The following is a 12,423-nucleotide window of genomic DNA, read 5'->3' as shown; positions in this document are numbered from 1 at the left end:
TTCTTTGCAAAACTGCCTATCATGCGTCAACGCTTCTTTACCGCCACGCCGCTTCCTTTTTTTCTCATTTTATGCGCCGTGGTATCCGGCACTGCGGGCTATCATTTTCAAACGTTTATTCCTCCGGTACTGATGATGCTTATTGGAGCTTCGTTGGGGGCAGGGGCAGCTTGGCTGTTTTATGTTCTTTTTCGACTATTAGGGAAGCTAGTTAATAAACTGCCGTTGAAATTTAATGCTGCCGTATTGGGAACTATAGCTGCGTTGGTGCTGGTGAAATTCACCGCGTTTCGTTGGCCTGATTTGGTCTTCTATCCTGCTGCACTTCTAACCATTCTATTTTCAATGCTGCTGTATTTTAGCGTTAAACAAGTCACCCTCTCTCCTAAAAGTAGTTGGGCTTGGTTGGGTATCGCAGTCACCCTGGTATTTTTGGCTGGTAGCTTTTTCTGGCTACAACAAGAAGGTCGCGATCCCTTTACTGAAAACCTGCCACCGCTTTTTTCCTCAACCAATGTTGCTACGCTAAGCAGCCAGGGGTTGGTTGATCCCACCACTCCAGGAAACTATGAAGTAATTACGTTTACCTACGGCAGCGGACACGATCAGCAACGCCAAGAGTATGCCGAAGGAGTTGTCTACCAAACTCAAACAGTAGATGCTTCCCGGTTGCTGCCCGACTGGAAAGGGAAGAAGAAAAAGTGGCGGGAACGCTACTGGGGGTTTGGGGTAGCGAATTTTCCACTGAACGGACGGGTGTATATGCCGGAAGGTACCGGGCCATTCCCGGTTATTCTGGTAGTACATGGCAACCATAGCATGCTTGATTATTCGGATGATGGCTACGGATACTTGGGTGAGCTATTAGCCTCGCGAGGTTTTATCACCGTATCAGTTGATGAGAACTTTATTAATGGGCACTGGTCGGGGGATTTTCGGGGGAAAGAGATGCCGGTACGAGGATGGCTGTTGCTCAAGCACCTCGAACAGTGGCGAAGCTGGAATCAAACGACCACGCATCCGTTAGCCGGAAAAGCTGATTTGAACAAGGTGCTGCTGATGGGTCATTCTCGGGGTGGTGAAGCTGTTTCTATTGCGGCGGCCTTCAACCAGCTGCCCCGCTTCCCTGACGATGCCCAAGAAGTTTTCGACTTCAATTTCGGAATAAAAGGGATAGTTACCTTAGCTCCTACTGATTATCGCTACAATCGCCAAATCACGCTAAAAGACATTAGTTATCTGTCGTTGCAAGGCTCCTACGACTCAGACGAGGTAAGCTTTTGGGGAATGCGACCCTACCGTCGCCTGATTTTTAGCCTGGATAGTAAAGCGTTTAAGGCCGGAGTTTATCTGCACCGGGCCAACCACGGACAGTTTAATACCACCTGGGGAAGAACTGACTTTGGCGGAACGATGGCCTGGCTACTTAATACCGCGCCCCTGCTATCGGGTAAAGAGCAACAGCAAGCCACCCAGGTGTTCATCACTGCTTTTGCTGAAGCAACGCTACACCAAAATCAACAATACCTTCCCCTGTTTAAAAACATAGCTGCCGCGCGCGACTGGCTTCCGGATAATTATTATCTCACCCACTTTCAGAGTGCTCAGACCGATATTTTGGTGGATTTTGAAGAAGATATTAATTTGACGACAGCCGGCAATAAAGGAGTTATTCAAGCAAAAAATTTGACCACTTGGCGGGAAGAAAACCTGGGCACCCGCGACCAAGGCAGTCAGGAAAATAATGTAGTAATACTAGGTTGGAATTACGGAGAGGACATTAATGCTGACTCTCTGGCTTCCTTTAAGGTGGTGTTTTCTGATTCAGTAGATGTAGATAGTTTAGGTAGTATGGTAATTACCTTAGCATCGGGGAACCCTCAGTGGCTGAACCAGAAAGAAAGCCAACAGCCTGATGAGGAAGCTCGGGAAGAGCTACCGCCCGATGCTACCATTAAGTTGACCGACCGAAATGGGCATAGCGCGCAGTTGCGTATTAGCGATACTAAACCTATTGCGCCCCGACTTAAAACCCGCTTCACCAAACTAGCTTTGCTAGACCGAGAAATGATCGGAACCGAATGGGAGGTGCAACCCGAAACTTTTTATTTTCCACTGGAATCGTTTCAAACAGATAGTTCTGCCTTTGATGTCCAGCAGCTTCGTGCAATTTCCCTGGTATTTGATCAGAATACTTCAGGAGTTTTGGTAGTTGATGATATCGGGTTTAGCCGTCAGCCGTAATTTGTCACCATTTTTTGTGCTGTTGGCTTCTAAGTGCATCTATGTGGTTGGCGGTCGGTAATATCGGAAAAGACTTCAGAAGGTTTGAGTAACGAAGTGCCTTTTTAGCAGAGATCGAAACTTCGAAGGTCTCCCACAGCCAGTAAAGCGATCTTTTTCTGTAACCACATAAAATTATCTAGAACCTTTGCTTCTTAAGAAACAGAGATAGTACTCTGTCAGTATTTAAAATTTACCCAAAGTTTTAGGCTTGGCAGAGCACTAACAATACAAACCACAAAACTTATACTATAAATTTCCAACAGAGGAAGGGTGGGGGTGTACGACAATTTCGCGTATTGCCTTGCCGGATAATACTTTGCGCCCGACGCTCGGTGAATTCCAGCCACCGTGGCGTGGAATCTTCCACATCGTAAGAAGGAAACCCCGCCCAACGCCGGGTGCGTGCAGTCGCTTCGGCGATCTGATCTTCGCCGGGGCGCGGGATACCTTACTTTTTGCAAAACAGTCGTTCACCCGAAGGGTAGCGCAAAAGGCTCACTAACCATTTTCCTACTTATCAAATCACCCGTACTCCCTATTTTTGTTATAAACCTAAACATAACCTAATGATTACTCCTGAGCAACGCCAATTCTTTGAGGAAAACGGTTATCTGAAAATCTCGAATCTCCTTACCGATGAAGAGGTAATTTATTATCAAAACCTCTATGAAGATTTTCTATCTAACCGGATTGACGCCAGCCGTTATCGTTCGGATTTAGGTGGTCACACCAATGATAATACGTCCACGGCTACTGAGCGTATTACTCAGATTATAGTACCTTCCCGTGTTTTACCGGATTTATTGAGTAAGGCGTTGCACCTTAAAACGGATGCTTTAGCCAAACAATTGATGGGCGACGATATGGCTCTGGACTTTGATATGCTGATTGATAAAGCCCCTTTCTCTAATACACCAACTCCCTGGCATTAGGACTGTGCCTACTGGATTGATATGCCAGATAAGCGGGCGGTGAGCTGTTGGGTATCCTTAGACAAAGCTAGACTGGACAATGGTTGTATGTGGTATGTGCCGGGCTCCCATCTTCAGCCAGTGCGCCCGCACCAACCAGCGGGCAAAGGTGGTGGTGCCCTGGAATGTCAAGCTACTGAGGAAGAAGGAGTAGCGGTAGAACTTCAGCCGGGTGAATGCGTTCTGCACCACGGTGGCACCCTCCACTACAGTAGGGGGAATAGTACTGATCTGCGTCGCCGAGTATTTATTACCAACTTTCGTCCCAAGGCTATGATCGCTTTGGAGCGCGAGCAGGGTTACGATCATACGGGTAATTGTGAGGTGCGGGCTACCCTGGCAAATCGCTGAGTTTCTACAAAAAAATAATCAAAAATGAGTGAGAAAAAACTTCCTGGAATTAGTCAATTCGATTTGAGCGGAAGGTCCGCTATCATTACCGGAGGTTCAAAAGGGCTGGGCTTTGCAATGGCAGCCGGACTGACCTCTGCCGGAGCCAACGTTATGTTGGTCAATCGTAACCCTGAGGAAGGTGAACAGGCTGCCAAACAACTCAACGATACATATGAAACCAAAGCAACCTTTTTCTCGGCTGATGTAACGGTTAAAGATCAAACCGAAGCAATGGCGCAGGCTGCCTTAGATGCTTTTGGGCGGATAGACATTCTGATTAATAGCGCAGGAATTAATATTCGGGGAGCTATTGATGAGTTGACGGAGAGTGAGTTTAAGCAGGTGATGGACGTGAATGTTACCGGTACCTGGCTTTGCTGTCGGGCGGTGACACCTTATATGAAAAAGCAGCAGCGGGGTAGTATTATCAATCTGGCGAGTACGCTAGGACTAGTGGGTTTAGCCAACCGAACACCCTACACCGCCAGTAAAGGAGCAGTGGTGCAAATGACTCGTGCTTTGGCACTGGAGCTGGCATCGTTTAACATCAACGTCAATGCTATTTGCCCTGGTCCCTTTCTCACCGAAATGAATGTATCCATTGCCGAAACCGAAGAAGCCAAGCAGTTTATTGTAGGGGCTACCGCCTTAGGCCGCTGGGGCAAACTAAAGGAGGTTCAGGGAGCGGCTATCTTTCTCGCCAGCGATGCTGCCAGTTACATGGTCGGCTCGATGCTGACCGTTGATGGGGGTTGGACGGCTAGATAAAGGTAGTAATCAGAAAAATGAGACTAATTGCCGTAGTAGCCAGAATAAGTGTGCCTACACTATGCGATTGGTACCCTTGCTTAATATTCATTCCGGTGAGCTGGGTCATCGCCCAGAAAAAGCTGTCGTTGGCATGAGAGGGTGCCGTTGCCCCGGCTCCGGTAGCCAGTACGGTAAACACCCGAAGCGTTGGCGTATCTAATCCTAAAGACGGTAGCAGCGGAGCGACGATAGAAGCGGTAGTAACCAAAGCAACCGTAGAAGAGCCTTGGGCTCCCTTTAATGCCAGAGCCATCACGAAAGGTAAGAATAAGCTGAGATTACCTCCGCTAATACCATCACTTACCAAATCGGCAATGCCGGAGTTCTGTAGCATCTTACCAAAAACCCCTCCGGCTCCGGTAATTAGAATGACCGGAGCGGCAATAATGATTGCTTCACCAAACCAACCGCTGGCTGATAGTAGCGATTTATCAAATTTTGCCGGAAGCATAAACGAAAGAAACGCTCCGATCAACAACGCAATCACGGGGCTACCTAAAAAGGACAGAATTGTAGTAAAAGTATTCTCCCCAAAAGGCTGAGTGGGATACTTCGCAATAGAATTCAAAACAATGAGTAAGAGGGGAACAATAATTGGCAAAAAACATTTTCCGAGAGAGGGGTACTTCTTTTCTTGGGTCGTTTTTTCTTCTTCGGCAAACTGAGGGGTTAGCTTGATGCGGGAAGCAACGTATTTGGCATATAAGAAACAAGGAATAAGTGAGGACAAGCTAATAATCAGTCCCCAAAAGATAACCATTCCTAAGTCAGCATCTAAAATTCCGGCAGCAGCAATGGGCCCCGGGGTAGGAGGGACTAGCGAGTGACTCGCGGTGATACCCATTGTTAGGGCGATAGTGGTGGCAGCAAACGGTAGTTTACCCTTAAATGAAAGTGATTTGTTAATGGGGTTGAGCATGATGAAGGTGCTGTCCCCAAATACCGGAATAGACAAAATATAGCCCGTGATCATCATGGCTAGCATCACTGATTTCTCTCCGATCCAAGCCAGTATTTTTTGGGCAATGACAAATGCTCCACTTGTTTTCTCTAGAAAAGTACCAATAATCACTCCTAGCAGAATCAGTAAGCCAATACTTCCCAACACCCCTCCAAAACCCTCAGAGATAGACTGCACAATCAGTTCAGGCGACATTCCGGCTAATAATCCGTACAGAATGGCTCCGACTAGCAACGCCAGAAACGGATGAATATCAAACTTAATAATGGCAACAATGATGAGTGCCAGGGTGAGTAAAATAATCAGAATAGTGAGCATAGAGGTTGGTTCGGTAGCGGTTAGTTGGTGGTTAGCAGTTAGCGATATAATTTATCTGGTAAATAGCGGATTATTTCTTTAAAACCAAAGTATACGCTATTTCAAGTGAACCAAGCAACGAATTGGCTGGAGTCTGCTTACCCAAGGCGATTGACAATCCTCGTTAACTTTGGGGAAAAGCCTGATTTTCCACCCGCCAAACTTCAAAATAGATGACTTTCTCAAGCGATATTAACTATATTTAAGTAATCACTTAACCATAACCTTATCATGAAGTATTTTTTTAGAATTAAACTGGCTCTATCAGTATTTTTACTACTCAACGCGTGCACCGCCTATCATCATGGTCTACTCACCGAAGGTACCAAAATGGATAGTGACTCAAACATTGTGGACATTGTTCATGGCTACGCAAAAGTTAGCAGATTCTGGTTTTTGGGCGGAAATAGTACGGATGCCTTAGTTGCTGATGCTAGAAGGAATTTGCTTGCAAAATATCCTCTCGAGGAAGGTCAATATTTTACTAATTACACACTAGACATGAAGGATGCTTTCTACTTTCCGGGAATCTATACTACTACCGCAATCATCACGGCCGAAGTAGTTGGGGCAGGTGATTCTGATTTTCTGGCAGAGCTTAAGAAGGAGGCAAATTCGGAGTATATCGGTTTTGTGTTGGGGCAGGACATTGAGTTTTTTGATGACACTGAAAGTCGGGTAGTGAAAGCCGAAATTATTGTACTCAAAAAGGGAAAGGCAATTGTGGGATATATAGACCTAAGAGGCAAATTCAGAACCAAGAGCATACCCTTGAAAAAACTCAGGGCAAACCAAGGGGCACCTTCAAGTAACCCTTAACCAGATAGAACTTATTGGGTTAACTACTACCTTACCCGAGTAATACTTCGCTCACTTACAACCCCGTAAACCTGATATTGAGATTGGATGTTCATTCGCACACAGCCCGTAAACTGCCCGAAGGCCGGAAGTAAACCTATTGTTGAGCCGAAAAAAAAGCAGGGCATTCGCTGGCTCTGTCCCAATCCCAAACGTACCGTAGTTCCTGGATGAATATGCCCGGCCAGATTGTAAAAATCAGTCTCTGGCTTGGGCAATGATGGGAATGCCCAGCCACCTCGTTGGTTTTTTGGTTCAATAATGGGTTTGTGGGAAAATAGAAATGGGGCTACTTGCCATTGCTCGGGAATTACCTCTAGTTGAGGTAGGTCATAAGCCGCATCGGGTAGCACGTCGTGGTTGCCTTTCACTAGCACAAACGGAAGCGGATGATACTGCTGCATCCACTGAGCAAAATCCAGCCACTCATTATTTAGGTCACTATGGAACAAGTCGCCCAGTAGCACTACTTTCTCGGGTTGATAAGTTTCGATGAGCGTGCCTAGCACCACCAAGTCTTGCCAGTGAACTGCTGCCGGAATGGGTGAACCATTTTTTCGGAAGTGTCCGGCTTTGCCTAAATGCAAGTCAGCCAGTAATAAAAAGCGTTGCTCCTCCCACCAGATAGCTCGTTGGGGTAACAGGATAAGTTGCTGTTCCCGCAAGCTGATTCTGATTTGAGTAGGTAATTTGCGGGTAGGGGCGGTGTTAGGCATTCGGATAAACTAGAAAACAATTATTCCTGCAAGCAATTTATTTTAAATAAACCTTGAAAATACAACGCATATGATTAGTAAATCAATCCTGATAGGAATTTTTTTAGCATTCAATGCTTATGCAGTCTCTCTAGCTCAGTCGGCGGAAGCGGTGGTGGGTACTTGGTATACGACCGACCAGCGAGGAAAAGTAGAAGTCTACCCCTGCGGTGATACCTTCTGCGGTAAAATAGTATGGTTGAAAGAGCCAGAAAATACGGATGGTACTCCTATACTTGACAAAGGAAATCCCAACGAAAGTTTACGAGAGCGCACTATTGTTGGAATTAATATTTTGGAAGATCTAACCTATGAAGGTGAGGGGGAATACGAAGACGGTGAGATTTACGATCCTGAATCAGGCAAAACCTACAGCTGCTTAATGCGCCTCAAAAAAGGTGGCAACGAACTTGAAGTACGGGGTTACGTTGGCATCTCGCTAGTCGGCCGCTCAGAAAAGTGGATAAGAGCAAAATGAAATATGAGATGTGAGATGTGAGATATAAAATATGAAAAGATAGGAAGTATAAGGTTGGGTGGTTTAGAAGAAAACATATCAGTTTGTTGGGAGATAAGAAAGAAAAGAAATTTGCACCCTGCCTCAACTTATCTGCTCAGAAATGTCATTAGCTATTTCGTGGAGGATAACGGGCATTCTAACTAAATCACGAAAATCTTCGCCGGATTCTCGCATATCGTCGTCTTCAGTTTCGTAGTACCAGTGCACTTCAACTTGGGTACTAATGTTGTGCAGCTTCTCCAGACGGCGGAAAATGTCAATCAAGCACTTGGAAGAAGAAGTGTTGAAATACTCTAGCTTCACGCTAAGGTTGGTAGTATTGCTGGGGTTTATCTCGTACTCATCTAGCCACTGCATCACCTGAGAATAAAAATCTACCGAGTTTTCGGGTATAGATCGTCCTTTAATCTCGAAGTTCCCCATTTCCAGATCGAAAAAAATATCTGGGGTCTTAGTGGTACGAGGAATATATAGATTTGTCATCACAAGCATAGGATAATAGAATAGGAGTGAACAAAAACGTTGCCATAGCGTAAACCCACTACGTATCTTTTATCCTTAGTGTAAGCAAAAGGTAAAACGTAAACAGTAATCTAATTTTTTTTAATAATATTTCCAACTGATAACTTTTAAGAGATAAGCGCGTTAATCCATTGCCTTTACTGTGTTAAATTATTTCTAACAAAAACTTAAACAAAAAAACTTCAAGAATATTTTATGAATAAAGTTACAGTCTGTAGAAAAGAGCATTTCAACGCCGCCCATCGTCTTCATAATCCTGAGTGGTCTAATGAGCAAAACGAGCAAGTATTTGGAAAGTGTAACCTACCGAATTACCACGGACATAATTATGATTTAATTGTGAAGGTAAGTGGCTATCCCGATCCTCAGACAGGCTATGTGTACGATATGAAAAAGCTTAAAGATATAATTCGGGAAGAAGTGACTTCACGCTTCGATCATAAGAATTTAAACTTAGATACTGAAGAATTCAGAAAGGTAAACCCTACGGCCGAAAATATTGCGGTAGTAATCTGGAATCTAATCCGTCCCCGGATAAATGAAGAATGTGATTTAAAAGTTGTACTATTTGAGACAGAAAGAAATTTTGTTGAATACCCCGCTTAATTAAAGACTAATGATTAACGATACCACAAAAAACAATAATGGAGTTCATCTTAATGGGCACAGTAATAACGGACATCAACTCTCCGATGAAATAGGTGAAAACCACGTAGGTACTTCTTACGATACTCCACTGCGTCCAGACGCCTTCGAGAAAGATGATGACTTGAAGATAGAACTGATTGCTAAGCACTTTAAGGAAATCATGCTCATTTTAGGGCTAGACCTGGAAGATGATAGCTTAAAAGGGACTCCACGTCGGGTAGGTAAAATGTACGTACAGGAGATATTTAGTGGACTAAAACCTGAAAATAAACCTAATATTGCCCTGTTTGAGAATAAATACAAGTACAATGAAATGCTGGTAGAGAAAAATATTACATTTTACTCTAACTGTGAACATCATTTTGTGCCTATTTACGGTAAAGCGCACGTGGCTTATATTTCTAACGGCCATGTGATTGGCTTATCGAAGATTAATCGTATTGTACAGTACTATGCTAAGCGTCCGCAGGTGCAAGAGCGTATGACGGTTCAAATTGCTAACGAATTAAAAGAAGTACTACAAACGGAAGACGTTGCAGTAGTGATTGATGCCGCCCACATGTGTGTTGCCTCCCGGGGAGTACGAGATGTCAATAGCCTGACCGTTACTTCACAATACTGCGGGGTGTTCCAGGAAAATGAGGAAAAGAAAAAAGAGTTTTTGAACTATATCAGCTTAAAAAGTACACATGAAATTTAAAGAAAAAAATATATTATTGATTGGTGGCACTTCAGGAATTGGGAAAGCTACGCTGGATATTCTTTTAGAAGAAGGAGCATCAGTAACCGTAGCCTCTCGGCAAGAACCGCCCACCCACGATAATGTTACCCATATTTCATTAGATGTGTTAGAAATGACCGACGAACTGAATTCGTTACCCGAACAGTTGCATGGATTGGTTTACACGCCCGGCACCATCACATTAAAACCTTTTCAGTCGTTAAAACCCGCTGATTTTCAGCGAGAAATTGAACTAAACGCCATTGGTGCAGTAAAAGTTATTCAGGCGGCCTTGAAAAATTTGCGGGCTGCCAAAGGAGCCAGTGTAGTAATGTTTAGCACCGTAGCCGTTCAATTGGGTTTAAATTTTCATACCGCGGTAGCTATGGCCAAAGGGGCTGTAGAAGGTCTGGGACGGGCGTTGGCGGCCGAATTAGCGAATAAAAATGTACGCGTTAATGTGGTTGCCCCTTCTCTAACGGATACACCCTTAGCCGATAATTTGCTGTCTACTGAGGAGAAAAAAGAGGCTTCTAATAAAAGACATCCGCTCGGGCGTTACGGAAAACCAGACGATATTGCCCAGGCGGTGATTTACCTGCTTTCTGATGACAGTAGCTGGGTAACCGGACAAGTGCTTCACATCGACGGCGGGTTATCATCGGTAAAACATTTATAGAATCCTGTCTAAAGATTGTTCTTAAACCGTTCACAACTTACTCGCTACGTAGGCAGAATTTAACTTTTGTTTATATCAAATTAAACAAAGTAAAAACTTTAAGGGCAAATAGCGTGTTGTTCTAATACTATAGTAAGTATCTTACTGTTTAATTCTAGGATAAGCCATGTGTGCATATCTATTAGAATAGTGAAAATACGAGATGGCTGCTGAGCTAAGGTAAGTAAAAACAGTGTAAATGCTTAGGTGACTATTAACATGGCAGATTTGATAAAAACCCCTCCGGAGGCATACCTAATATTTAAGGAAGAGCTCAAGAAAGCAGAGCTAGATAAGCAGCGTTTGAAAGAAGAATATCAAGCGAAGTTACGGGACATGAATTCAGAATTGTCGTACCTTAAGGAACAAATCACTTCACAACAGCAAATGATAAAAACAACCTTAAACTACGCTAGCCGTTTAGAAGGTGAGATTAATGGTCTTCATAGTCAAATTGAAGAAGGCAAGAAGCGGAGAAAAGGAAGTTTTCATTAAATTGGAGTGATTTTTAATTTTTTACATCATGAAAGATTCTACGCTTACCCAGTCACCTGAAATATCGCAGTTTCAGGATCACTTTGATGCTAGATTCGCTAGGGTATCGTATCACGAAAGGTCAGGTATTATTGTCTGTGAACTCAAGTCAGAGTATGTTCCCATCGAGCACTTTAAAGATATTTTCTTAAGAATATCGGAATTGGTTAAACAGGGAGTGAGTCAAAAGTTTATCTTTGATAAGCGGGCATTGCGAGCCTTCCACCAGCCTTCTATGGAGTGGTATTTCATTGTTTGGAAGAAAGAAATGTATCAGTACGGCCTGAGCGTGCATCGCAAGATACTACCCGACGAGCCTTGGTTCCGAAAGTCAGTAGAAATTGCTAAAAGTCAAATTGTTCAGAACTATCCTGACAACATTGTTGATAAGTTAGATATACGTTATTGCAAATCAATAGAAGAAGCCATTGAGATATAGTGTATGGCTAATCAAACTTACTCAAATGCTCAGTTAAGCGCACTGGAGAAGCGATTTCGTACCAATCTTATTAACTCACTTACCGGATTTAAAAGTGTAGCGCTCATCGGCACTCAGTCCACTGAAGGTAGTACTAACTTAGCAATATTCTCTCAAATTATTCATGTTGGGGCTAATCCACCTTTAATTGGCATTTTATTTCGTCCTCATACAGTGGCTCGCCATACACTGGAAAATATATTAGCCACGAAACACTTTTCAATCAATCATATTCGGAGAGACTTCGTTGAGAAAGCCCACCATACCAGTGCTCGCTGGGAGATTTCCGAGTTTGAAGGTACTGGTCTTACCCCTGATTATGCCGACGATCTTTTGGCTCCCTTTGTGTCTGAAGCTTCGGTTAAAGTTGGGCTTTCTTACGTTGAGCACCATACATTGCGGTGCAACGAAACGGTGTTTTTAGTAGGTGAAATTCAAAAGATTATTCTCCCCGAGTACTGTGTTGGCTCCGACGGATTTATTGATTTAGTAAAAGCAGAAACCATTACTTGTAGTGGTTTAGATGCCTACCATCAGGTAGCAAGCCCGGTTCGTTTTGCCTACGCTAAGGCAAGCCAACCCGTTGTAACAATTGACAATTAAATTGATCTACTGCTCCGCAGTAAGTATATTAGATTTAACTAACCACTAAATCTAATTATGCGAACGATCAACGTTAACCGCCTTAGAAGCAATTTACTACTATCAGTATTTCTGGTACTACTATCCTTAGTAGTTTTGCTAATTCCATACTCCTTACTGATCGGGTGGAATATTTTCTCATCACTTTTGTTTTGGTTCGTATTAGTGCCGACAATATCAATTCTCTCGTCTAAATTCTACAAAAAGATGAACCATCGCTGGGTTGCAGGAATTCTGGGTTGCTTGACC

15 protein-coding genes are annotated in these 12,423 nt (G+C 43.7%); 12 read left to right on the top strand and 3 right to left on the bottom strand.

The window, feature by feature from the left end; all coding sequences use genetic code 11:
* The first annotated feature begins 21 nt into the window (after positions 1 to 21).
* The 4 genes from P0M28_RS00735 (at position 22) to P0M28_RS00720 (ending at position 4,418) form a co-directional block, all read left to right on the top strand.
* Positions 22 to 2,244 carry an alpha/beta hydrolase gene (locus P0M28_RS00735; RefSeq protein WP_302207438.1) on the top strand — a complete coding sequence of 741 codons (2,223 nt, stop codon included), beginning with the start codon at positions 22 to 24 and terminating at the stop codon, positions 2,242 to 2,244.
* 608 nt (positions 2,245 to 2,852) lie between these two features.
* Positions 2,853 to 3,218: a phytanoyl-CoA dioxygenase family protein gene (locus P0M28_RS00730; RefSeq protein ID WP_302207437.1), complete on the top strand. Its 366-nt coding sequence runs from the start codon at positions 2,853 to 2,855 to the stop codon at positions 3,216 to 3,218.
* Positions 3,219 to 3,239: 21 nt separating this feature from the next.
* On the top strand, positions 3,240 to 3,608 hold the full coding sequence (locus tag P0M28_RS00725) for a phytanoyl-CoA dioxygenase family protein (protein ID WP_302207436.1): 369 nt from the start codon (positions 3,240 to 3,242) through the stop codon (positions 3,606 to 3,608).
* Positions 3,609 to 3,632: 24 nt separating this feature from the next.
* The gene (locus tag P0M28_RS00720; RefSeq protein WP_302207435.1) at positions 3,633 to 4,418 is read left to right on the top strand and encodes an SDR family NAD(P)-dependent oxidoreductase; all 786 of its coding nucleotides are present in this window, start codon (positions 3,633 to 3,635) and stop codon (positions 4,416 to 4,418) included.
* Here P0M28_RS00720 and P0M28_RS00715 read toward each other — a convergent pair.
* Positions 4,411 to 5,739 (bottom strand): GntP family permease, encoded by a 1,329-nt coding sequence (locus P0M28_RS00715; protein ID WP_302207433.1) that lies wholly within the window; start codon positions 5,737 to 5,739, stop codon positions 4,411 to 4,413. The two genes, P0M28_RS00720 and P0M28_RS00715, sit on opposite strands and share 8 nt — an antisense overlap.
* Before the next feature lie 270 nt (positions 5,740 to 6,009).
* Here P0M28_RS00715 and P0M28_RS00710 point away from each other — a divergent pair, with 270 nt between their 5' ends.
* On the top strand, positions 6,010 to 6,597 hold the full coding sequence (locus P0M28_RS00710; protein WP_302207432.1) for a DUF6567 family protein: 588 nt from the start codon (positions 6,010 to 6,012) through the stop codon (positions 6,595 to 6,597).
* 26 nt (positions 6,598 to 6,623) lie between these two features.
* Here the strand turns inward: P0M28_RS00710 and pdeM are convergent, their stop codons facing one another.
* Positions 6,624 to 7,352: a ligase-associated DNA damage response endonuclease PdeM gene (pdeM, locus tag P0M28_RS00705; RefSeq protein WP_302207431.1), complete on the bottom strand. Its 729-nt coding sequence runs from the start codon at positions 7,350 to 7,352 to the stop codon at positions 6,624 to 6,626.
* A 70-nt stretch (positions 7,353 to 7,422) separates the two neighbouring features.
* On the opposite strand from pdeM, the gene P0M28_RS00700 reads away from it, so the two are divergent.
* The gene (locus P0M28_RS00700; protein ID WP_302207430.1) at positions 7,423 to 7,869 is read left to right on the top strand and encodes a DUF2147 domain-containing protein; all 447 of its coding nucleotides are present in this window, start codon (positions 7,423 to 7,425) and stop codon (positions 7,867 to 7,869) included.
* A 123-nt stretch (positions 7,870 to 7,992) separates the two neighbouring features.
* Here P0M28_RS00700 and P0M28_RS00695 read toward each other — a convergent pair whose 3' ends face one another.
* Complete coding sequence (locus tag P0M28_RS00695; protein ID WP_302207429.1) at positions 7,993 to 8,394, bottom strand: DUF1987 domain-containing protein; 402 nt, start codon at positions 8,392 to 8,394, stop codon at positions 7,993 to 7,995.
* Positions 8,395 to 8,628: 234 nt separating this feature from the next.
* On the opposite strand from P0M28_RS00695, the gene P0M28_RS00690 reads away from it, so the two are divergent.
* From P0M28_RS00690 to P0M28_RS00665, 6 genes are all read left to right on the top strand, one after another.
* Positions 8,629 to 9,039, top strand: a complete 411-nt coding sequence (locus tag P0M28_RS00690; protein ID WP_302207427.1) for a 6-pyruvoyl trahydropterin synthase family protein — start codon at positions 8,629 to 8,631, stop codon at positions 9,037 to 9,039.
* A 10-nt stretch (positions 9,040 to 9,049) separates the two neighbouring features.
* Positions 9,050 to 9,781: a GTP cyclohydrolase I FolE gene (gene folE / locus P0M28_RS00685; RefSeq protein WP_302207425.1), complete on the top strand. Its 732-nt coding sequence runs from the start codon at positions 9,050 to 9,052 to the stop codon at positions 9,779 to 9,781.
* On the top strand, positions 9,771 to 10,481 hold the full coding sequence (locus tag P0M28_RS00680) for an SDR family NAD(P)-dependent oxidoreductase (RefSeq protein WP_302207423.1): 711 nt from the start codon (positions 9,771 to 9,773) through the stop codon (positions 10,479 to 10,481). Before folE ends, P0M28_RS00680 begins: the two co-directional genes overlap by 11 nt.
* 258 nt (positions 10,482 to 10,739) lie before the next feature.
* Positions 10,740 to 11,015, top strand: coding sequence for a hypothetical protein (locus P0M28_RS00675; protein WP_367281891.1), 276 nt, complete (start codon positions 10,740 to 10,742; stop codon positions 11,013 to 11,015).
* A 28-nt stretch (positions 11,016 to 11,043) separates the two neighbouring features.
* Positions 11,044 to 11,493 carry a hypothetical protein gene (locus P0M28_RS00670; protein ID WP_302207421.1) on the top strand — a complete coding sequence of 150 codons (450 nt, stop codon included), beginning with the start codon at positions 11,044 to 11,046 and terminating at the stop codon, positions 11,491 to 11,493.
* Positions 11,494 to 11,496: 3 nt separating this feature from the next.
* The gene (locus P0M28_RS00665) at positions 11,497 to 12,135 is read left to right on the top strand and encodes a flavin reductase family protein (protein ID WP_302207420.1); all 639 of its coding nucleotides are present in this window, start codon (positions 11,497 to 11,499) and stop codon (positions 12,133 to 12,135) included.
* The last annotated feature ends 288 nt before the right edge of the window (positions 12,136 to 12,423 follow it).

The sequence above is a fragment of the Tunicatimonas pelagia genome (assembly GCF_030506325.1).
GTDB classification, from domain to species: domain Bacteria; phylum Bacteroidota; class Bacteroidia; order Cytophagales; family Cyclobacteriaceae; genus Tunicatimonas; species Tunicatimonas pelagia.
Note: the sequence above shows the minus strand (reverse complement) of the source record. Positions and strands in the feature narration are given on the sequence as shown.